The organism is Mesorhizobium sp. NZP2234, from assembly GCF_013170765.1.
Taxonomy (GTDB): Bacteria; Pseudomonadota; Alphaproteobacteria; order Rhizobiales; family Rhizobiaceae; genus Mesorhizobium; species Mesorhizobium loti_D.
On the sequence record NZ_CP033364.1, the window covers coordinates 596,794 to 616,214 of the forward strand.

Annotated in this window: 21 protein-coding genes and 3 pseudogenes; 10 read left to right on the forward strand and 14 right to left on the reverse strand. The window is 62.6% G+C overall.

The window, feature by feature from the left end:
- Positions 1–35: 35 nt before the first annotated feature.
- The 6 genes from EB230_RS02735 to EB230_RS02760 are packed head-to-tail and all read right to left on the reverse strand — an operon-like array spanning position 36 to position 5,649.
- On the reverse strand, positions 36–359 hold the full coding sequence (locus EB230_RS02735; RefSeq protein ID WP_056568717.1) for a hypothetical protein: 324 nt from the start codon (positions 357–359) through the stop codon (positions 36–38).
- Complete coding sequence (locus EB230_RS02740; protein ID WP_056568714.1) at positions 356–1,147, reverse strand: ABC transporter ATP-binding protein; 792 nt, start codon at positions 1,145–1,147, stop codon at positions 356–358. The genes EB230_RS02735 and EB230_RS02740 overlap by 4 nt, the downstream gene beginning before the upstream one ends.
- The gene (locus tag EB230_RS02745) at positions 1,141–2,142 is read right to left on the reverse strand and encodes an ABC transporter permease subunit (protein ID WP_056568711.1); all 1,002 of its coding nucleotides are present in this window, start codon (positions 2,140–2,142) and stop codon (positions 1,141–1,143) included. Before EB230_RS02745 ends, EB230_RS02740 begins: the two co-directional genes overlap by 7 nt.
- 13 nt (positions 2,143–2,155) lie before the next feature.
- Positions 2,156–3,184, reverse strand: a complete 1,029-nt coding sequence (locus tag EB230_RS02750) for an ABC transporter substrate-binding protein (RefSeq protein ID WP_056568708.1) — start codon at positions 3,182–3,184, stop codon at positions 2,156–2,158.
- A 57-nt stretch (positions 3,185–3,241) separates the two neighbouring features.
- A complete protein-coding gene (locus EB230_RS02755) occupies positions 3,242–4,567 on the reverse strand; it encodes a PLP-dependent transferase (RefSeq protein WP_172371252.1) in 1,326 nt (441 codons plus the stop codon).
- Between the two features lie 29 nt (positions 4,568–4,596).
- Positions 4,597–5,649, reverse strand: coding sequence for a 2-oxoglutarate and iron-dependent oxygenase domain-containing protein (locus EB230_RS02760; protein WP_056568702.1), 1,053 nt, complete (start codon positions 5,647–5,649; stop codon positions 4,597–4,599).
- A 310-nt stretch (positions 5,650–5,959) separates the two neighbouring features.
- On the opposite strand from EB230_RS02760, the gene EB230_RS02765 reads away from it, so the two are divergent.
- Complete coding sequence (locus EB230_RS02765) at positions 5,960–6,562, forward strand: hypothetical protein (RefSeq protein ID WP_172371254.1); 603 nt, start codon at positions 5,960–5,962, stop codon at positions 6,560–6,562.
- Between the two features lie 105 nt (positions 6,563–6,667).
- Here the strand turns inward: EB230_RS02765 and EB230_RS32530 are convergent.
- The 3 genes and pseudogenes from EB230_RS32530 to EB230_RS02775 form a co-directional block, all read right to left on the reverse strand.
- A pseudogene (locus tag EB230_RS32530) lies at positions 6,668–6,820 on the reverse strand (AraC family transcriptional regulator N-terminal domain-containing protein); the annotation flags it as partial.
- Positions 6,821–7,033: an alkylphosphonate utilization protein gene (locus EB230_RS02770; protein WP_056568696.1), complete on the reverse strand. Its 213-nt coding sequence runs from the start codon at positions 7,031–7,033 to the stop codon at positions 6,821–6,823.
- Positions 7,030–7,239 (reverse strand): hypothetical protein, encoded by a 210-nt coding sequence (locus EB230_RS02775; RefSeq protein WP_081294961.1) that lies wholly within the window; start codon positions 7,237–7,239, stop codon positions 7,030–7,032. Before EB230_RS02775 ends, EB230_RS02770 begins: the two co-directional genes overlap by 4 nt.
- Before the next feature lie 97 nt (positions 7,240–7,336).
- Here EB230_RS02775 and EB230_RS02780 point away from each other — a divergent pair, with 97 nt between their 5' ends.
- Positions 7,337–7,609, forward strand: coding sequence for a helix-turn-helix transcriptional regulator (locus EB230_RS02780; protein ID WP_056568693.1), 273 nt, complete (start codon positions 7,337–7,339; stop codon positions 7,607–7,609).
- Positions 7,610–7,745: 136 nt separating this feature from the next.
- Positions 7,746–8,486, forward strand: a pseudogene (locus EB230_RS02785) (YoaK family protein); the annotation flags it as partial.
- A 100-nt stretch (positions 8,487–8,586) separates the two neighbouring features.
- Here EB230_RS02785 and EB230_RS02790 read toward each other — a convergent pair.
- Positions 8,587–9,330 carry a fused MFS/spermidine synthase gene (locus EB230_RS02790; RefSeq protein ID WP_056568690.1) on the reverse strand — a complete coding sequence of 248 codons (744 nt, stop codon included), beginning with the start codon at positions 9,328–9,330 and terminating at the stop codon, positions 8,587–8,589.
- Between the two features lie 289 nt (positions 9,331–9,619).
- Here EB230_RS02790 and EB230_RS02795 point away from each other — a divergent pair, with 289 nt between their 5' ends.
- Genes EB230_RS02795 through EB230_RS02825 form a run of 7 tightly spaced genes read left to right on the forward strand, consistent with a single transcriptional unit; the run spans position 9,620 to position 17,105 of the window.
- Entirely contained in the window at positions 9,620–9,934 is a 315-nt protein-coding gene (locus EB230_RS02795; protein WP_056568687.1) for a helix-turn-helix transcriptional regulator, read from the forward strand.
- Complete coding sequence (hyfB, locus tag EB230_RS02800) at positions 9,934–11,952, forward strand: hydrogenase 4 subunit B (RefSeq protein WP_172374969.1); 2,019 nt, start codon at positions 9,934–9,936, stop codon at positions 11,950–11,952. The genes EB230_RS02795 and hyfB overlap by 1 nt, the downstream gene beginning before the upstream one ends.
- The gene (locus EB230_RS02805) at positions 11,943–12,899 is read left to right on the forward strand and encodes an NADH-quinone oxidoreductase subunit H (RefSeq protein WP_056568683.1); all 957 of its coding nucleotides are present in this window, start codon (positions 11,943–11,945) and stop codon (positions 12,897–12,899) included. The genes hyfB and EB230_RS02805 overlap by 10 nt, the downstream gene beginning before the upstream one ends.
- A complete protein-coding gene (locus tag EB230_RS02810) occupies positions 12,899–13,561 on the forward strand; it encodes a hypothetical protein (RefSeq protein WP_056568680.1) in 663 nt (220 codons plus the stop codon). Before EB230_RS02805 ends, EB230_RS02810 begins: the two co-directional genes overlap by 1 nt.
- Positions 13,558–15,009: a hydrogenase 4 subunit F gene (locus EB230_RS02815; protein ID WP_172371256.1), complete on the forward strand. Its 1,452-nt coding sequence runs from the start codon at positions 13,558–13,560 to the stop codon at positions 15,007–15,009. Before EB230_RS02810 ends, EB230_RS02815 begins: the two co-directional genes overlap by 4 nt.
- Positions 15,010–15,028: 19 nt before the next feature.
- Positions 15,029–16,546, forward strand: a complete 1,518-nt coding sequence (locus EB230_RS02820) for an NADH-quinone oxidoreductase subunit C (protein WP_172371258.1) — start codon at positions 15,029–15,031, stop codon at positions 16,544–16,546.
- Positions 16,547–16,565: 19 nt separating this feature from the next.
- Positions 16,566–17,105 (forward strand): NADH-quinone oxidoreductase subunit B family protein, encoded by a 540-nt coding sequence (locus EB230_RS02825; RefSeq protein WP_056568671.1) that lies wholly within the window; start codon positions 16,566–16,568, stop codon positions 17,103–17,105.
- Between the two features lie 146 nt (positions 17,106–17,251).
- On the opposite strand, the gene EB230_RS02830 is transcribed toward EB230_RS02825, so the two are convergent.
- The 4 genes and pseudogenes from EB230_RS02830 to EB230_RS02845 all read right to left on the reverse strand — a co-directional run bounded on the left by EB230_RS02830 (position 17,252) and on the right by EB230_RS02845 (position 19,369).
- Positions 17,252–17,713: a nuclear transport factor 2 family protein gene (locus EB230_RS02830; RefSeq protein WP_172371260.1), complete on the reverse strand. Its 462-nt coding sequence runs from the start codon at positions 17,711–17,713 to the stop codon at positions 17,252–17,254.
- A 120-nt stretch (positions 17,714–17,833) separates the two neighbouring features.
- Positions 17,834–18,103 (reverse strand): annotated as a pseudogene (locus EB230_RS02835) (hypothetical protein); the annotation flags it as partial.
- Positions 18,069–18,296 (reverse strand): LysR family transcriptional regulator, encoded by a 228-nt coding sequence (locus tag EB230_RS32535; RefSeq protein ID WP_172371262.1) that lies wholly within the window; start codon positions 18,294–18,296, stop codon positions 18,069–18,071. The pseudogene EB230_RS02835 and the gene EB230_RS32535, both read right to left, overlap by 35 nt.
- 227 nt (positions 18,297–18,523) lie before the next feature.
- Positions 18,524–19,369 (reverse strand): DUF3313 domain-containing protein, encoded by an 846-nt coding sequence (locus EB230_RS02845; RefSeq protein ID WP_172371264.1) that lies wholly within the window; start codon positions 19,367–19,369, stop codon positions 18,524–18,526.
- Between the last annotated feature and the right edge of the window lie 52 nt (positions 19,370–19,421).

The window sequence follows — 19,421 nt, forward strand, 5'->3', positions numbered from 1 at the left end:
AACGGATCATCGCGGGAAAGACGCGCTCGAACTGCTTATTTTCCCTGTCCCGGATTTTGCATGAAGCTGCCCAGCAGAAGCGCGAGACTGGAAACGATTGCTCCGGCCCACAGCAGTTCCGGCGAGTAGCGCTTGATGCCGAGGAAGTGCCAGCTCTTGCACAGCGACATGGCGAGCGAACAGCGGTCCGACGTCCGCAGCAGGCATGGCAGCGTGCGTTCAACCGGAAAGCCGGTGTTCGACATGACCTGCGCATAGACGATCGCCCACCAGACAAGGGCGACGAGCGTCAGCGCAATTCCCACCGCCTCCAGCCAGCGCAGCGAAACCGATTTTCGAACCGAAGCCTTCTCGCTCATGCGGAGAACCCGAGTATCTCCAGGATGTGCTGGCGCTGGGCGACGATGCGCGGATCGTCGCGCCGCCGCGGATAGGGCAGGTCGACCACGACCTCCGCCTTGATGCGCGCCGGGCGCTCGGTCAGCACAATGACGCGCTCGCTGAGCAGCAACGCCTCCTCGACATCGTGCGTGACGAGGATGACCGTGTAGCCGGCCTCGCGCCAGAGCGACAAAAGCTCTTCCTGCATGGTCAGCCGGGTGAGCGAATCCAGCCGTCCCAACGGCTCGTCGAGCAGCAGCAGGCGCGGGTCGTTGACCAGGGCACGCGCCAGTGCGGCGCGTTGCGCCATGCCGCCGGACAGCTGATGCGGAAAGGCCGATGCGAAGGCATCCAGCTTGACCAGGCGAAGCGCGTCGTCGATCCGCTTCTGGCTGCCGGCCAGCACGCCGCGCGCTTCCGGCCCAATGGCTACATTGTCGCGGACGGTCCGCCACGGAAACAAGGTCGGATCCTGGAACACAAGCACCCGCGACGGATCCGGCCGAGCGACGATTGTCGCGTCCGTCAGCACGTCGCCGCTTGTCGGCCTTTCCAGCCCTGCGGCCAGCCGCAGCAAGGTCGACTTGCCGCAGCCGGATGGGCCAAGAAGCGCCACGAATTCACCCGGTGCCACGGCCAGGTCGATCTGCCGCAGTACCGGCAAGGGCTGCCTATCGAGATCGTATTGATGCGAGACACCCCGAAAATCGACGGCGAGACCGGCGGCGTTCTCGGATGCGGCGCGAACTGCGGCGGCTGCTACCATTGCACCACCCCCTTCTGCCAGCCGAGCAGCCGGTCGCGCACGACGAACAGCAGCTTGACCAGGCCCGAGCAGAGCAACGCCATGATGATCAGCATGGCGTAGACATTGGCATAGGCCGAATAGGCGGTCTGGAACTGCAGGTACCAGCCCAGGCCGTATTTGGCGCCGAGCATTTCGGCCACCACCAGAACGGCGAACGAATAATAGAGTCCCATGAACAGGCCGACGAAGACGTGCGGCAAAGCGGCGGGTATCGCCACGCGCAGCACGAGATAACGGGTGCTGGCGCCCAGGGTGCGCGCCACGTCGTAGAAGGCACGGCTGACCGAGTTGACACCGGAGGCGGTCAGGATCGCGACCGGTATTCCGGATGCAAGGGCGACCAGGAACAGGCTGGCCTGGAACGTCGTCGGGAACAGGAAGAACGTCGCCGGGATCCAGGCGCTTGCCGGTACCGGACCGATCAGCTTCAGGATGGGCATGCCCCAGTAGGCAAAGCGCTTCGACCAGCCGAGCGCCACGCCGCCGATGAAACCGAGGACGATGCCGCTGAAGAAGCCGATCGTCCACAGCCGCGCGGTATAGGCGATGCAGATGAGGATGCGCTGCCAGTCAACGATATAGACATGCAGCAGACCATGGGGCGGCGAGAAGAACGGCTTCGGCAGCCAGCCGAGCTTGGCCGTGATCAGCTCCCAGGCCGCGAACCAGAGGCCGAGCGCGATCAGCCACGGGCCATAGTGGATCAATCCCCGGCCGAAGCCGCCGAGCTTTTCGGCGCCGAAGGCGAGGCCGGCCAGCACGACCGCCCCCGCGACCAGCAGCGCGACAAAGACGTCGCGGCTGCCCCACGGCACGACATCGGGGAATGCCACTGTCACAATGGCGGCGAGCAGCCAGGCCGCGGCCGCGTAGAGCCCCTGTTTCCACACGGGACCGGCAAAGGCGGACGAAACGCTTTTACCGGTTGCATCCTTGTCGACCGCTGCACTCATCACGCGGGTTCCGTCAGGCGAGAATGTCGACCGTCACCCGCTGGGCGAGTTCCGCCGGATCGGTGGTTGGATCGAGCACCTTGATCAGCGCCAGATCGGCTGCGGCATTCTTGACCTGACCCTGCAGGTCCTTCCCGACCGGGTGATTGTGCAGCACCCAGGAGGCGATCTCGTCGCGGATATTCTCGAACGGGAAACCGGGGTTGAGATTGTCGACGAACCACTTGGCGACTTCGTCCGGATGCGCCGCGGCGTATTCGTGGATCTCGATATCGGCCTCGGCCAGCCGCCGGATGGCATCCTTGTTGGCATCGAGGAAGGCCGAATTGACACCGAGCACGCAACAGACCGCGCCCTCGAAGGCTCCGGTTTGCGTGTTGGCGACCTCCACCAGATCGAACTTCTTCTTATGGGCATAGGCCCATGGATCGAGATGCGCCAGCGCGTCGGCCTGGCCTTTGCCCACCGTCTCGCCGACGAGGTCGAACGGCACGTTGGTCCAGTTGACGTCGTTGTTGGGGTCGAGGCCGGCCTTGGCGAGTGCGACCTGGAAGGAGTGCTTCGGCGGACTGGCGACATCATAGGAGACGATGGTCTTGCCCTTCAGGCCCTCGAGCGTGGTGACGCCCGAAGCCTTCGACGCCAGCAGCCTGGTGCAGCCGCCATGCGAGCCGACGAAGAGCTTGACGTCCAGCCCCTGCTCCAGCGGCTTGACCCAGTCATAGAGCAGGCCAGCGCCGGCATCCGTCTTGTTGGTGGCGATCGACTGGATCAGCGTCTGGCCACTGGCGCCCTGATAGTAGAGATCGATGTCGAGATCGTGCTTGGCGTAGATGCCCTTCGACAGAGCAAATGCGATCGGCGAATGGCAGGCCGCGAATTCGGTCCATGACAAACGCACCTTGGTCGCATTGCCGGCGATGGCGTAGCTCGTCGGCCTCGCGAGCAAGCCCACCGCCGCTGCGCCGACGCCAAGCGCGCCAGCGGCGCGCAGCACGCCGCGCCGCGAAATTCCCGATATTGTCTTCCTGCCTGTGGTCATGATCCCCTCCTGTGATGGGCTGAAGCTGAAGCCGGCAAACTGTCACCGGCGGAATGCCTATGCGGCCTTGAGCTCACGATCCCCGGCGACCTGGTCGAGCGCCTGTTCGAGGTCGCGGATGATGTCGTCGGGATGTTCGATGCCGATGGAGAGCCTGACGTAGCCGGGGGTCACGCCGGTGGCGAGCTGCTCTTCCGGAGACAGCTGCGAGTGGGTCGTGGTCGACGGATGGATGGCCAGGGAGCGCGCGTCGCCGATGTTGGCGACGTGGTAGAGCAGCTTCAATCCGTTGATGAAGGACCGTCCCGCCTCGCGGCCGTCCTTCAGTTCGAAGCCGACCAACGCGCCGTAGCTGCCTTGCCGGAAATAGGCATCGGCGCGCCGCTTGCTCTCGCCTGTCTGGTAGCGCGGGAAGATGACATTGCCGACCTTCGGATGTCCGCGCAGATATTCCGCCACCTTCACGGCGTTCTCATTGTGCTGGCGGATGCGCAGCGGCAGCGTCTCAAGGCCCTGCAACAGCTGGAAGGCATTGAACGGGCTGATCGCGGCGCCGACGTCGCGCAGGAGCACGGTGCGAATGCGAAGCACATAGGCCACCGGACCGAGCGGCTTGGCCGCCTCGACCCAGACCTTGCCGTGATAGCTCGGATCGGGCTGGTTCAGCGTCGGGAAGCGCTCGGCATGGTCTTCCCAGGGAAAATTGCCGCCATCGATGACGATGCCGCCGATCGAGGTGCCATGGCCGCCAATGTATTTTGTCGCCGAATAGACGACGACCGCGGCGCCATGATCAAATGGCCGGATGCTGAGGGGTGCCGCGGTGTTGTCGACGATCAGCGGCACGCCGAGCGAGCGGCCGATGTCGGCCACTTCCTTGATCGGGAAGACCTGCAGCTTCGGGTTGGGCAGCGATTCCGCATAGTAGGCGCGGGTGCGTCCGTCGGTGGCGCGGCGGAAGTTTTCGGGATCTGACGGATCGACGAAGCGGACCTCGACCCCCAGATGCTTCAGCGTGGCGGCAAACAACGCCCAGGTGCCGCCATAGAGATCTGTGGCCGAGACGATGTTGTCACCCGCGCCGGCAAGGTTCAGCACCGAATAGGCCGAGGCCGCCTGGCCGGAGGAGAGCAGCAGGGCCGCCGCACCGCCTTCCAGCGCCGCGATACGGGTCTCCAAGGCGTCCTGGGTCGGGTTCGAGACGCGCGTATAGATGTGGCCGATCTCATCGAGCGCGAAAAGGCGGTCGGCATGGCCGGTGTCCTGGAACTGATAGGACGTGGTCTGGTAAATGGGCACGGCGACCGCACCGTTGGTGGGATCGGCGCGCCACGAACCGCCATGGAGGGCGAGGGTCTCGGGGGAGAGATTTTCGAGCGTCATGGATCGTTCCTCCTGTGCTATTGGTGCCGTCAGGCAAAGGGCGCGACTTCGGCGCGAGCCTGAGTGGCAATGAGATCGGCATGGTGGCGGCGCGCGACATCGGGATGCGAGCGCAGCCGGCTTTTCAGCGCGTTCTGCCCGGAGTTGCGGTAGAGCGGATTCTGGGGGTCACGGGTAACGCCGCTCGCCTGCGCCTTGAGGTGCGGCGCAAGATCAAGCAGCGGGATCTCGGCATCGAAGGGAGCACCAAGGAAGAAGGCGACCGACAGCCGGTCGGTGCCGGCCGGCGGCGTCACGACCCGGTGCACGGTGGCCTTCAGATAACCATCCGTCGCCATTTCCAGCAACTCGCCAATGTTGACGACAAAGGTGCCGGCGCGCGGCTCGGCGTCGATCCAGCCGCCTTCGGCGGCTTCGACCTGCAGGCCTTTCTGCTTTTCCTGCAGCAGAAGCGTCAGGAAGCCGCTGTCCTTGTGGGCGCCGACGCCCTGCTCGCTTTCGGTCGAGTCCCGGCCGGGATAGCGAATGATCTTGATGAGGTGGTTCGGCGTGCCGGCGTAGATGGTTTCGAACGCGTTCTCGTCCTGCTCCAGGACAATGGCGAATGCCTTCAGCAGGCGCGTCGAAAGATCGGTGAGGCGATCCTGCCATTCCAGCAGCAGCGGCTTGAGCTCCGGCAAGGCGCTCGGCCACTGGTTCGGCCCCTGCAGGCGCGTCCAGGCCGGCAGATTGCCATCGCGCACCAGCGCCGGCGCTTCCGAGCCGATGTCGATCTGTTCGCGCCAGTCCCTCTCGCCCTTGGTCAGTTCCTGGCCGACGCGGTTGTAGCCGCGGAAATGCGGCGAGTTCACCATTTCGATCTGGAGCTTGTCTTCGTCCGGCAAGGCGAAGAAACGTCGGGAGGCGTGGAGCACATCGTCGATAAGCGATTGCGGGATGCCATGTCCGGTCAGGTAGAAGAAGCCGACATCGCGTGCCGCGCGCCGCAACCCCTCGATGAATTCCTTGCGGGAAACCGGGTCGGCTTCGTATCGGGAAAAATCCAGCACCGGGATTGTTCTCTTGTCGGCAGTACTGCTCATTTCGACCCTCTCGTTTGGTGGTCGAAGCGTCGCACCGCGGACCGCGGAAACAAAGAAAACGCCATCCCTTTCCGAGACAGGCGGGGAAATTGACGTATCGTTCCCGAGGGGCCGGCGGCCAATTTTTGTTAATTCTATAAAAATAGTAGATTTTGATTTGCGATCTGTATGAGGCCTATGCCTCCTGCTTGACCGCTGCATCGGTATGCAGACCCTGACGACCTCCATCAGGCGCGCGTATAGGGGCACCATCATTCCGGCACGGGGCCGGGCAGTTTGCGGCTGGCCAATTGTCGTCCATACTCCAGCCATGACGCGTCCAGGCTTGCGCTGTGTGCGGGTGTGTGCGGCTTTGCTGGCCGCGACCTGTCCGCGCGCCCTGGCCGATGGCGCAAAAATCCTCGAAGCCGGCGCCTACTCATTCTCGGATGAACTGGGCGGTTTCAGGATCCTGTCGGCCACGGGCACCGGAACGCGCACCGATCCGATCGTGGTGACCGAGGAACTGGAGACCGCCGACCCGGTGACGCTGACCATACGCGCCGTAAGGCCGATCCAGCCTTTCGGAACGACGGGCAACTACGCGACCGGCTATCTGCCGCTGAAGATCGTCACTCGCAACAACAGCGGCGATGCCTGGATCGAATTCGGCTTCGAGCTGCAATCGATCATGGACAGGCCGAGCGACTATGGCGACGGGCTGTCCTTCGACCAGGCGCAGCGCGAGGACAAGATGATCAAGTCCGACAGCTTCGCCGAATTCAAACGCGACTTCGAACCCTATGACCGGCTGCTGTTCCGCAAAGGCAAGGTCGACCCGCTCGAAACCGCCTCGTTCTCGTTCCTGGTGACGGATTTCTCGCCGAAGGACCGGTTTTATCTCGTGGAGGAGCCGCGTGTGCCTTCGTCTTGAGGGCCATATCGGCCGCTCGAAAGCCCTTGGACGCAATTCCCCGGGAAAGCGTTACGCGCTTCTCCCGGGAAAACCGTTCACACTTTTCGAGGCTTTACACGATCCGCCGGAGGTGCCTGCCTGCTGCAGGGCCGCGATCATCGGACCGCCTTGTGGGCCGACCGGTATCCGGTAGTGCAGCTCGCGCACGACGCCTGACCCCAGAACGGCAAGCTCGACAGGATCGCGCAACATCCGCGGCAGGCGTAGCACCACATCCTACGCCTTTTTCAGGAACTCTGTCCGCAGAACCAGGTTCTTGACCTTCTCGGCCCGACACTCGACCTCATCCTCGTTGCCCGTGAGATGGATGTTCTTGATCAGCGTTCCGCGTTTCAGGGTAACGGACGTTCCCTTGACCTTGAGATCCTTGATGAGCGTGACGGAATCTCCTTCGCTCAGCGGAGTGCCGTTGCTGTCCTTGACCTTCATGATTTCGCTTCCTGCCTTTGTGCATTCAACCCGTTGAGGAGATCGGCCAGTTCCTCGGCATCGTGCTGATTCATTCCAACGATGGTTCGGCTGCCCATCTCCGCGGGCCGACCGGTCCAAGCATCATTGACGGCCCAGGTGCCTGTCGGCTCCTGAAAAGGTTCGTAGCGTTGAGTCATGCGGACACGATAATTGCCGAGCTCCATCGTGCCAAGGGCCGATTAATATTTTTTCGCTTTGTATTGATGTTTAATACGTCAATGATACCATGTTGAGTATCATTTCTCATACGCTGATGCCCCTATGATCACAGCTTCCCAGCTTCGTGCCGCCCGAGCCCTTCTCGACATCGACCAGAAAACCCTGGCGGAAATGGCGAGCGTCTCGCTGCCGACGATCCAACGAATGGAAGCCAGCCAGGGCAATGTGCGAGGCGTTGTCGATAGCTTGATGAAGGTGATCAACGCGCTCAACCGCGCCGGCGTCGAGCTTCTCAGCGAACATGTGCGTAGCAACGATGGCGGCCGTGGTGTCAGGTTTCGCCATCCAGACACGCTGCCGGGCAAACCAGACTAGGCCCTGCAAAGCACGGCGTCGACGCCACGCATTCACCGCCCCCTTTGTCTTTCCTTCTCCAGAAACACTCAATGAGCCTTTCCCGGCACATCAGCTTGCGGTCCTGCTTTTCCGCTTGGAAAGGCAAGGTTCGCTCATGATCCTGTATCTGCGCCGGTTGACCGGAAAGGAACGAAACGAAAGAACCGATCGGCATCTCGCCCGCTTCCTGACGTTCATCGCGGGAGCCGCCAACGCCGGCGGCTTCCTGGCGGTTCAGCAGTACACGTCCCACATGTCCGGCATCGTTTCGTCGATGGCGGACCATCTGGCGCTCGGCGACGTCGGACTGGCGCTTTCCGGGTTGGGGGCCTTGTTGTCGTTTGTCGCAGGCGCGGCCTGTTCGGCAATCCTGGTCAACTGGGGAAGGCGGCAGGGCCTACAGGGCGAGTACGCATTCCCGCTTGTCCTGGAAGCGATCCTGCTGATCTGTTTCGGTCTGCTCGGCGGCCATCTTGCGCGTCATGAAGCGCTGTTCGTGCCAATGACGGTGATGCTGCTTTGCTTCATCATGGGATTACAGAACGCCATCATCACCAAGCTATCGGAAGCCAGAATCCGGACGACGCATGTCACGGGCCTGGTGACGGACATGGGCATCGAACTCGGCAAGCTGCTTTACTGGAATATCTCAGGCAATGACTCGGACAGACTGTTCGTGAAGGCAGACCGGAGAAAGCTGAGACTGCTTGCGTCGCTCGTGGCATTGTTCTTCATCGGTGGCGTCATCGGCGCTGTGGGTTTCAAACACATCGGCTTTGCGGCGACATTGTTTCTCGCCGCCATTCTCCTTGTGCTGGCCTCGATGCCGGTCCTGGAAGATGTGTCTATCCGCATGAAGCGGCTCTGGCAGTAGCTCGACGGGGCTGGCGCAATTCCCTGGGAAAAGCGCTACGCGCCTCCCCGGGAAAACCGTTCACACTTTTCCTCCAATTGCTCTAGGCCCGTCGTGGCACATGCCAAGGCCTGAACGCCTGGAGCCCAAGCTCCTGTTCGATCTCCTCGGCTCCGACTGACGGCGGCATCATCAGCACCGGCTGGACGAGGTCCCGTACCTTGCCCGCCATGACGAGTGCGTTGCGATCCTGAGCGCCGCGGATATCGAGCAGTTTCACATCCGCCCAGATATTGGCGAGCTTTGCAGCAACGCGATCCGGCATGATGTCGAGGTCATGACAGGCATGAACGTTGCCGATCAGAATACCGGAAGAATTCTTGAGACGCGTCTGCGCCAAGCCGAAGAATGTCTCGGCGCACAAATGATCCGGGATGCGCCGCCCCGAATATGCGTCCAGAACGATAGCGTCGTAGCGGTGACGGCCAGCGCGCAAGAAATCCCTCCCGTCGGAGATGCAGCAGTGAACTCCAGGAGGTAACCCAAAGTATTTCCGGGCGATCTGGAAAGCCTTTGGATTGATGTCGACGACCGTAACACGCACGCCAACCCTATCCAGCATCGTGCCCAGGCTGCCACCGCCACAACCGATCATCAGGACATCGGACACCCGCGCCTGCGCGAGGAGACCAAAGATGGCGTGTATGTAGGGCACGACACTGACGCCGTTCGGATCGCATTCGCTTTGATAGCAGCCACCTTGGCGATAGATGAACGAACCGGAGTCCTTGGCCCGCAGAACCTCGATGCTGCCGAAATCGGTATGATATTTCGCAACCCGGATCATGACCCTGTCATCACAGCCAATTCCTAAATCCGCCGCTCGGCTGGTTTTCCGTCCGTTGGCCCCTTCATGCGGAGCCTAGTGGTTCGCCCGTCATCTTGCAGCGCGCCGCGCTTCGCAGTCGCAGGGCAACCAATCGGCGAGGCTCAGCGCCTCCCAACTCGCATCTCCCGGTTTTCTACAACTTCAAGATAGATGCGTCACGCATCATTATTTGAATACTCTGCATTTTAATATACGCTGCAGCGCTTAGAGATAATACGTCAAAGCTGATCGAAAAGGGGATGCGACCGTGATAACTGCTCCACAGTTGCGTGCCGCAAGGGCGCTCCTTGGCATCGACCAGCGCAGGCTTGCCGAATTGTCCGGCCTTTCGGTGCCGACAATTCAACGTATGGAAGCCAGCGAGTCGATTATCCGGGGCAATGTGGATTCCCTGATGAAGCTGATCGGCGCGCTTGACCTCGCCGGCGTCGAGTTGATTTCTGAAGGCGCCTCCAGCCAAATCGGCGGGCGTGGCGTGCGGCTGAAAGCAGATTTCGATCCCGCCAGAATTCTGGGCGGGGTCGATACGGACGCCAAGGTCCCCGTGAGGAGTGTGGCGTGATTTCGGGGGCCGCGGTCCTCCTGTGGGGCGTTGCCGCGCTCCTGGGAACCGCGGTGCTTGCGATTGCGTCAAGCCGCGCATCGGGCTCGGGAACACGCCTGATCTACAGCCTGACGCTAGGCATATCGGTGGCCGTGCTCCTGGTTCTCGCGAACCGTATCGCCGATGATCCCCTAAACCCGTCGACCGCCGCGCTGCCGCTTGGGTTGCCATGGATTGGCGCCCATTTCCGCTTGGACGCGCTCTCGACCCTTTTCCTCGTCGTCGTCAATTTCGGCGGCGCCATGGCCAGTCTTTACGGCCTCGGCTACGGCAGGCATGAGTCCGCGCCGCATCGGGTGCTGCCGTTCTTCCCCGCCTTCCTCGCCGGGATGAATCTGGTCGTGCTGGCGGACGACGCCTTCACCTTCCTGCTTTCCTGGGAATTCATGTCGCTGGCTTCCTGGGCGCTCGTCATGGCGCACCATCGCGAGCAGGACAATGCGAGAGCGGGCTACATCTATCTCGTGATGGCGAGCTTCGGCACGCTCGCGCTGCTGCTTGCGTTCAGCCTGCTGGCCGGCCCGAACGGAAACTACACGTTCGAAGCGATGCGTCCCGCCGCCTCCACCCCGCTCGTCGCTGCTTTCGTCCTGGCCCTGATGCTTTTGGGAGCCGGCTCCAAGGCTGGCCTGGTACCGCTGCACGTGTGGCTGCCACTCGCTCACCCGGCCGCGCCAAGCCACGTCTCGGCTCTGATGAGCGGCGTCATGACGAAGGTCGCCATCTACGGCTTCATACGCGTCATTTTCGACCTGCTCGGCGAGCCGGCATGGTGGTCGGGCGTTGTGGTGCTTTTCCTGGGCGGCCTGACGGCCGTTCTCGGCATTCTCTGCGCCTTGATGGAAAAGGACCTGAAGCGGCTTCTTGCCTATAGCACCATCGAAAACGTCGGCGTCATCTTCATCAGCCTTGGCCTTGCCCTGGCCTTCAAGGCGAACGCCATGCCGTCGGCCGCGGCGCTGGCGCTCACCGCCGCGCTGTTTCACGTCCTCAACCATTCCTTTTTCAAGAGCCTGCTGTTTTTCGGCGCGGGCGCGGTACTGACGGCAACCGGCGAGCGGGACATGGAGAAACTGGGCGGTCTCATCCACCGTATGCCGTTGACCAGTTTTGCCTTTCTCGTCGGCTGCGTGGCGATCTCGGCGCTTCCGCCCTTCAACGGCTTCGTCTCCGAATGGCTGGCCTTCCAGGCCGTATTGCAAAGTCCCGATCTCCCACAATGGGGGCTGAAGGTCATGGTGCCCGCCGTTGGCGGTTTACTGGCGCTCTCGGCGGCCTTGGCCGCTGCCTGCTTCGTGAAAGCGTTCGGGATTACATTCCTCGGCCGGCCACGCTCGGCCGCAGTGGAACCGGCGCATGAGGTCGACCGCTACTCGCTAGCGGCAATGTTCACCCTGGCGGCTCTTTGTCTCCTGGCCGGCATTCTGCCCGGCTTTGTCATAGATGGCCTTTCCCCCGTGACGCTTTCGCTCATCGGCAGCCGCATGCCGGTGCAGATGGCGCAACCTTGGCTTTCGATCGCGCCAATCGCCGAGAGCCGCAGTTCCTACAACGGCCTGCTGGTGTTTGTATTCATCGTCATTTCCGCATCCGCCGCGGTCTATGTCATCCATCGCTTCGCCTCGCACGCACTCCGTCGCGGTCCCGCCTGGGGTTGTGGCTTCGCGGATGCCGTCCCAGGCTCGCAGTACACGAGCGTCAGCTTCGCACAGCCTGTCCGCCGGGTCTTCGGCGCATTCGTGTTCCGCGCGACTGAAAGGGTCGAAGTGCCGGCACCCGGCGATACCGGTCCGGCCCGCTTCAATCTGGAAATCCATGACGTGATCTGGGAGACGCTCTATCAGCCCATAGGCAAGGCCCTCGACTTTGCGACCGACCACCTGAACCATCTGCAGTTCCTGACGATCAGGCGCTACCTGACCCTTGTATTTCTCTTTCTCATTGTCCTGCTTTTGGTGCTCGCACTATGGCCCTGATCCTTGAGTTGGCCATTCAGGGCGCGCAGATGTGGCTGGTGCTTTTGCTGGCACCGCTCCTGACCGGCTTCGTCCGCAAGGTGAAGGCAAGGCTGTTGCGGCGCCAGGGCCCGCCTCTCATCCAGCCCTATCGCGATCTCTTGCGGCTCATGCGCAAGGAGGTCGTTCTGGCCGACAATGCATCCTGGCTGTTTCGCGTCATACCCTACCTGATCTTCGCCTTCACCTGGGTCGCCGCCGCGCTCATACCGACATTCGCCACCGGCCTCGAGTTCAGTTGGACCGCCGATCTCATAGCGATCGTGGCGCTGCTTGGAAGCGCAAGGTTCTTCCTTGCGCTGGCGGCGATGGACGTCGGCACGAGCTTTGGCGGCATCGGCGCCAGCCGCGAGGTGATGATCGCTTCCCTGGCCGAGCCCGCCATGCTTCTGATCGTGTTCAGCCTGGCACTCGTTGCCGGAGCGACGCAACTGTCCACGGTGGCGGCTTTCATGGGCTCGCCGCAGGTTGGCCTGCGGGTATCGCTCGGAATGTCACTGATCGCTCTCGTCATGGTGGCAATCGCGGAAAATGCCCGTGTGCCGGTGGACAACCCGGCGACGCATCTGGAGCTGACCATGATCCACGAGGCGATGGTCCTGGAATATTCTGGTCGCCATCTGGCGATGATCGATTTCGCGGCCTTCCTGAAGCTTCTGCTCTACGTCTCGCTGATTTCCTGTGTCTTCGTTCCCTGGGGGCTCGTGACCGCCGGGGCGGGGCCCTGGGCCTATGTTCTGGGCGTCATTTTCTATATCTGCAAGCTTGCCGCGAGCGGCGTTCTCCTCGCCTTGTTCGAGACTGCCATCGCCAAGATGCGTGTCTTCCGCGTCCCGGATTTCCTCGGAGCAGCGCTCATGCTGGCCCTGCTTGCTACGCTCCTGCGGTTCGTCTCGAGGAGCCTCTGATGAACGGCCTCACCTTCGACATCGCTCATCTGCTGGCCGGTGGCCTGGTGCTGGTCAGTTTCATGATGCTCTACCAGGATCGCCTCTTTGCACTGATCAACGTTTTTGCGATTCATGCCATCGTACTCGCCCTGTCGGTGGCTTGGCAGGCCTACATTCAGGACGCGCATCATCTCTACGTCACGGCGGCGATAGCCCTCATTTTCAAGGCGATCGTCATTCCCGTCGGGCTTCATCGCATCATTCAGCGGCTCGGCATCCATCGCGATATCGAGACGGCGGTCGGGATCGGTTCGACCATGCTCGCGGGAATAGGGCTGGTGACCCTGTCCATGGTGCTGATGCTGAGGGTCACCCCCTACGCCGCCCCCCTCGCCCGCGAGGACCTGGCCTTCGCGCTGTCCATAATACTGCTGGGACTCCTGGTGATGGTCACCCGGCGGAATGCCGTCAGCCAGGTGGTGGGATTCATGTCGCTCGAGAACGGCCTGGTCCTTGCCGCCACGGGCGCCAAGGGCATGCCGCTGGTCGTCGAGATCAGTGTCGCCTTCTCGATCCTCATCGCCTTCATCGTCATCGGCGTCTTCCTGTTCCGCATCCGCGAGAGGTTCGACTCGGTCGATGTCGGCGCGCTCGACGACTACAGGGGAGAACATCGTTGACCGCGTTTTCCCTCGATGCGGTGGCCGCCATTTTGCTGATACCAGTCGTCGCGGCCGCGCTTCTGGCGGCGCTGCCGAATTATCGGATAACGGCTGGCCTCAATGTCGCCGCGAGCTTGCTGACCTTGCTCGCCGCGGTATCGCTTCTCTTCACGGATCGGCCGCAGCCCGGTCAGTATTTGCTCGTCGACGATCTCAATATCGTTTTCATCGTGCTCAACACGTTCGTCGGCTTCACGACCAGCGTGTTCAGCGCCTCCTACATTGCGCACGAACTGGATACGGGACGGCTGACGGCGACGAATTTGCGATTCTATCACGCAATGTACCAGATCATGATGTTCGGCATGAATCTGGCATTCGTGTCGAACAATATCGGGTTGATGTGGGTGGCCGTGGAACTTGCCACGCTGACCACCGTGCTCATGGTCGGCATCTATCGCACGCACGAGGCGCTGGAGGCGGCCTGGAAGTATTTCATACTCGGCAGCGTCGGCATTGCGCTTGCCCTCTTCGGCACCATCCTCGTCTACATGGCCGCGCAGCCGATTGTCGGCGAAGGCACGAATGCCATGGTCTGGACAGTGCTTGTCGAGCACGCGGCGCGCTTCGACCCGGCGTTGCTGAACGTCGCCTTCGTCTTCCTGCTGCTCGGCTATGGGACGAAGGTTGGTCTTGCGCCCTTGCATGCCTGGCTGCCCGACGCGCACGCGGAAGGCCCGACGCCGATTTCAGCGGTGTTGTCGGGACTGCTCCTCAATGTCGCGCTCTATGCGGTGCTGCGCTTCAAGCTGCTGCTCGCGGCCAGCCCGGACGCGATCGCGCCTGGGCCACTGATGATCACGATGGGGCTCACCTCCCTCATCTTCGCGGCCTTCATGCTCTACCGCCGCCGCGACATCAAACGTCTGTTCGCGTACTCCTCCATCGAGCACATGGGCATCATCGTGTTCGCTTTCGGCATGGGTGGCCCGCTCGCCAATTTTGCCGGGCTGCTGCACATGGTCATGCACAGCCTGACCAAGTCGGCGATCTTTTTCACGGTCGGCCACATCGCCCAGATCAAGGGAACACAGAACATCGCCGAGATCCGGGGGCTGACGGAAACGCATCCGGGGCTGGGCTGGGCGCTTGTCATCGGCGTCGTTGCCATTGCCGGCCTGCCTCCGCTCGGCATCTTCATGAGCGAATTCCTGGTCGTGAGTTCGACATTCGCAAGGCACCCCCTTCTGGCGATTCCCCTGGTATTCGGGATTCTGCTGGCTTTCGGTGCCCTGCTGCTTCGGTTGACCGGCATCGCTTTCGACGAACCGCGAGGCAGCACCGCGCCCGCCGAGGCGTCCTACGTTCCGATGTATTCCCACCTGGCGCTTGTGTTTGCCGCCGGCATCTATCTGCCACCACCGCTGGTCATATGGTTCCAGCATGTCGCCAACCTTCTGGGATGAAGCGTACGGGAGAAGAAACATGCCCGCACTGACCGACCTCATCCTTGCCGCCGAGGGTGTCGACAACCATCTCCCGTGGCCGCGCGCGGTGGTGACTTCGAAAGAATGGAGCTTTGCCGTCGAGCAACTGGCCGAGGGCCACTGGAGCCTGCTCGGGCTTTGGGGCGAGCCAGGCACCGTCCACATGGCACTGCTCGACGAGGCCGTCGGGGACATCGGCGTTGTCAGCCTGCTGTGTCCGGATGGCCGCTACCCGTCGGTCGGCCTGCTGCATCCGCCGGCACTCCGCCTTGAACGTGCGGTCGCGGACCTGTTCGGCCTCTTGCCGCAAGGCGCGCCCGATACGCGACGGTGGCTTGATCATGGCCACTGGGGCGTCAGCTTTCCGTTGAGTGCCCGCGTCCAGACCGCCGCTGCGGCGGCGCCCCCCTACCAATTCCTGCCTGTGGAGGGGGAAAGCCTGCATCAGATCCCGGTCGGGCCCGTGCATGCCGGCATCATCGAGCCAGGGCATTTTCGATTTACAGCGAGCGGCGAAACCGTTGTTCGGCTGGAGGAACGGCTAGGCTACACGCACAAGGGCATGGAAGGCTTGATGGCTGGGTCCGATATCGACCTTGCCGCCAAGCTGGCGGGCAGGACCTCTGGCGACAGTACCGTGGCATACGCCCTCGCTTTTTGCCGCGCGGTCGAAGCGGCCCTGGGTATCGAGGTTCCCGCGCGCTCGGTCTGGCTGCGAGCGCTCATGGCCGAGCTGGAGCGTCTGGCCAACCATCTGGGCGACATCGGCGCTATCTGCAACGACGCCGCCTTCGCACTCATGCACGCCCACTGCGGCGTCCTGCGCGAGCGCGTATTGCGGGCAAGCGATGCCGCCTTCGGCCATCGTTTGATGCGCGACCGCGTCGTGCCTGGAGGAGTGGCGATCGACCTGAACGACGAGGGGACGACAGCGATCCGGTCCCTGATCGCGGAGATCAGGCAGCGGTTTCCGGCGCTGGTGGAGCTCTACGACAACACCGCTTCGCTGCAGGATCGGACAGTCGCAACTGGGCGGCTGAGGGTGGAGCTCGCTCGGCAATATCGCGCCGGAGGGTATGTCGGCCGGGCCTCCGGCCGGGACTTCGACGCGCGACGCAGTCTGGCCTATCCTCCGTATGACGCGCTCAACTTCAATGTGCCTCTCCTCCAGGAAGGCGACGTGAACGCCCGTGTCTGGATTCGCATTCACGAGGTCGAACAGAGCTTGTCCCTGGTCGAGCAAATCCTGCGCCAGCTGCCGGGCGGACCGATCCGTGTCGACTTTGCACGGACAGGCGGCCCGCATGAAGGCATGGCGCTCGTCGAGGGTTTCCGGGGCGACATTCTGGCCTGGCTGCGCATTGGTAAAAGCGGCCTGATCGAGCGCTGTCACCTGCGCGATCCGTCATGGTTTCAATGGCCGCTGCTGGAAGCGGCCATCGAAGGCAACATCGTCGCCGACTTCCCGCTATGCAACAAGTCGTTCAACTGCTCGTATTCTGGACACGACCTCTAAGGGTCCAAGGCAAGCCATCATGCGCAAGCTCCTCTTTGAAAGCCTGATACGCCCGCCGCTGACCGAGCGTCCGCCGCGGGTAAGCGACGCGGCTGTTGACGAGCTCGCACGCGCCCTCAATGGGGTTGCTCACAGAAGATTGGGGCGAAGCCTGTCGATCCGGGCAGTCGATGCCGGTTCCTGCAACGGTTGCGAACTCGAGATGCACGCGCTCAACAACGCTTTCTACGATATCGAGCGTTTTGGAATCCGGTTCGTCGCATCGCCGCGCCATGCCGATGTCCTGCTTGTCACCGGGCCGGTGACCAAGAACATGCGCGACGCCTTGAAGCGGACCTACGACGCGACTCCCAACCCCAAATGGGTGGTCGCGCTCGGCGATTGCGCCCTAAACGGCGGCTGTTTCGCCGGCAGCTACGCCGTGGTGGGCGGAGTGTCGGAGGCGTTGCCAGTCGATCTGCACATTCCAGGCTGCCCGCCACCGCCCATCGAGATTCTGAAAGGCCTGCTCGCCTTGCTTGAGGGCGTGAATTCAAGGGCCGCTATTGCCCGAGCTTGACTATCGATGAGGGAGGCCTCTTCCGGACTTGAAGACCGGCACGGAGCCGAGAGCCCGGGCACCGCCGCGGCCGAGCGGCGACATGGAAAAGCCCAGTGAGGCATAGGAAGGGACATCTGGTCTTTGTCGCCCGGTCAGCCATGATCTTATCCGGCATGGCTGGCACCGTCCTCAGGATCGAACATCGAGAGGCCGGCAACGCCTGTGCTTACCGGCACCTCGTTCTGCAACGAGTCCCAGTGCTCGGCGAGTTTGCCGCCCTCGACCCGGAAGATACCAACCCCAATCCGAGGCTCGTCAGCCCAGCCGCGGATACGGCCATGGATGGCGACCAGATCACCCTCGGCGACGATCAGGCCCGGCTGGTAATAGACGGAAGGTGACAGAGTCTCGACGATAGCCTGCACCCCATCGCGACCCCGCGGAATGTTCGGATTGTGCTGGAGGTCGTCGTCGGCGTAGAGGCTTCCAACCGCCGAGACGTCGTGACGCTGGAACAGCGACGTCATCGCATCCAGCACCAGCGCCCTGTTGCTGTGAGGGCGGTCATCGGCGGTGCGATCCGTAGGCCGCGTGTCCGATAGGCAAACCTGCATCGACATCTTCATAGTCCTCTCCCCAAGGCGGTAAATGGCCAGGCTTGGTCGCGGGTGGCAGTGGTGGGCATGGCCGCCGCCCTACATGGACGGCGGCCATGCTGGAAAGGGATGACGCCGGCCGGCGAGCGGTCAGCCGCTCGTGATCCCGCCCGGCAGAGACCAGCCGGCGGCGCTTGGAGCCGGCGTGTTGAACAGTTGTTGTTCCCAAAGGAAGGCGATGCCACTGCCGGCCGCATGCTGCACAAGCAGCTCCGAAAGCTCGGCGGCATGCTCTGTCCGTGCCCAGTCGCGCTGCCATTCCGAAGCCACCGCCAGCCACGTCACCATATTCGCGCCGGCCGCGATCATGCGCTGGATGGCGACCTCATGGGCCTCGACCGAAGTGCCGCCGGATGCATCGCGACGCGACCATGCCTCGCCCCGAGGTGGAGGGGATGAAGAGCGGGTCCCCCAGCAACTGCCGCAGCCGCATCAGACGCGCCGACTGTGTGATGTTCAATCGCGTCGCGGCATGGGTGACGTTCTTGCCTTTGAGCAGGGCACCGAATGTCAACAGTAACCCGACATCGAATTCAGCGAGCAAGTGGTTCAATCAGCGTCCCATCATCTTGAATGCGGCAGGCTCAAATAGGCACCGGATCACCCCATTTTGTCGATAGGACCTCCAGCTGTGATGACTTGAACTGCAAGATTGAATGCGCCGGACAAACAGCAGCATCAACCTCCCACTCGGCTGCACATCCAGAAGCAGTCCGTCATCCTGATCTAGATTGCTCTAAGCGCAGCAGAGCGCCGCTTCTCGACATATGTTCTCGGTCGCTATTGGGAGACTGCGGCGCCCTTGTCGGTCCAGGTGGGCGGCAGGCCAAATCGGGCGGCGACCATTCCCGGAATGCCGGGAGCCGTTCCGAACGCCTTGCAGGCATCATATTTCGGATCACCGCCGAGCGAGGCCCGCACCCTTTGCATCGATGGTATCGCCGGCATTCCCTTGAACGGGTCCTTGCCTTTGACCAACATGCGGCTGAAGTCGGCGGCGAAAGCCGAAGAGAGGGAGTACGCATCCCCGACGGCCGACACTCGAGCTCTCGTCGTGATCATGTTCGCACCGCGAGACCAGAGCATGGATGCTTTCTGCGAACCATCCTTGTCGACCGCCTCGGCCTCGATGGCCAGACCGCCGAGGCCGATCGGAAGGCGCGGGATCGGAACCCCGAGCCCCGCCGCCGTGCCGCCGAGCGACGCGACGATGGAACCCGCGGCTGCCGCACGATTTGTCGCAACGATGTCGGTGACCGTCGCGTGGACGACGAGGTCCGCCGGCAGGCTCGCGGCCACGATCCTGAAGCGGTCTCCAAGGTCGGTGCAAAGCGCCCGGTCGATCGCGTTGGTGACGAGCGCCAGGTCCTTGGGATCGAAGCCACCACTGCCGATCTGCGTCGAGGTCGGCACAATGCGCACGGTCTGTGCGGCGAGCACCGGTGCCGAGTCCACACGTAATCTTGCTTTCGTGAGGGTGCCGCCCGATGGGCTCATTCCGGCGTAGGAACCCAGCGACGCGCCCTCGCGCAAGGGCACGCTCGTGCAAGCGGACAACCATGAGAATAGAGCCACGCACAGCATTGCCCGCGACCGCATTTCACGTTGCCGAAGCTTCAAGATCATTGTCAAATCATCTGAACCGGGATCATGGGTTCAGGGTTACCGGCCCCAGCGT

Excerpts from the sequence above, each read along its gene's own strand:
- EB230_RS02790 (WP_056568690.1), bottom strand. The coding sequence starts at position 9,330 with ATGATCCGGGTTGCGAAATATCATACCGATTTCGGCAGCATCGAGGTT.
- EB230_RS02735 (WP_056568717.1), bottom strand. The coding sequence starts at position 359 with ATGAGCGAGAAGGCTTCGGTTCGAAAATCGGTTTCGCTGCGCTGGCTG.
- EB230_RS02805 (WP_056568683.1), top strand. The coding sequence starts at position 11,943 with ATGGCCCTGATCCTTGAGTTGGCCATTCAGGGCGCGCAGATGTGGCTG.
- EB230_RS02760 (WP_056568702.1), bottom strand. The coding sequence starts at position 5,649 with ATGAGCAGTACTGCCGACAAGAGAACAATCCCGGTGCTGGATTTTTCC.
- EB230_RS02750 (WP_056568708.1), bottom strand. The coding sequence starts at position 3,184 with ATGACCACAGGCAGGAAGACAATATCGGGAATTTCGCGGCGCGGCGTG.
- EB230_RS02740 (WP_056568714.1), bottom strand. The coding sequence starts at position 1,147 with ATGGTAGCAGCCGCCGCAGTTCGCGCCGCATCCGAGAACGCCGCCGGT.
- EB230_RS02845 (WP_172371264.1), bottom strand. The coding sequence starts at position 19,369 with ATGATCTTGAAGCTTCGGCAACGTGAAATGCGGTCGCGGGCAATGCTG.
- EB230_RS02820 (WP_172371258.1), top strand. The coding sequence starts at position 15,029 with ATGCCCGCACTGACCGACCTCATCCTTGCCGCCGAGGGTGTCGACAAC.
- EB230_RS02830 (WP_172371260.1), bottom strand. The coding sequence starts at position 17,713 with ATGAAGATGTCGATGCAGGTTTGCCTATCGGACACGCGGCCTACGGAT.
- EB230_RS02765 (WP_172371254.1), top strand. The coding sequence starts at position 5,960 with ATGACGCGTCCAGGCTTGCGCTGTGTGCGGGTGTGTGCGGCTTTGCTG.
- EB230_RS02745 (WP_056568711.1), bottom strand. The coding sequence starts at position 2,142 with ATGAGTGCAGCGGTCGACAAGGATGCAACCGGTAAAAGCGTTTCGTCC.
- EB230_RS02755 (WP_172371252.1), bottom strand. The coding sequence starts at position 4,567 with ATGACGCTCGAAAATCTCTCCCCCGAGACCCTCGCCCTCCATGGCGGT.
- EB230_RS02775 (WP_081294961.1), bottom strand. The coding sequence starts at position 7,239 with ATGGAGCTCGGCAATTATCGTGTCCGCATGACTCAACGCTACGAACCT.
- EB230_RS02770 (WP_056568696.1), bottom strand. The coding sequence starts at position 7,033 with ATGAAGGTCAAGGACAGCAACGGCACTCCGCTGAGCGAAGGAGATTCC.
- EB230_RS02825 (WP_056568671.1), top strand. The coding sequence starts at position 16,566 with ATGCGCAAGCTCCTCTTTGAAAGCCTGATACGCCCGCCGCTGACCGAG.
- EB230_RS02810 (WP_056568680.1), top strand. The coding sequence starts at position 12,899 with ATGAACGGCCTCACCTTCGACATCGCTCATCTGCTGGCCGGTGGCCTG.
- EB230_RS02780 (WP_056568693.1), top strand. The coding sequence starts at position 7,337 with ATGATCACAGCTTCCCAGCTTCGTGCCGCCCGAGCCCTTCTCGACATC.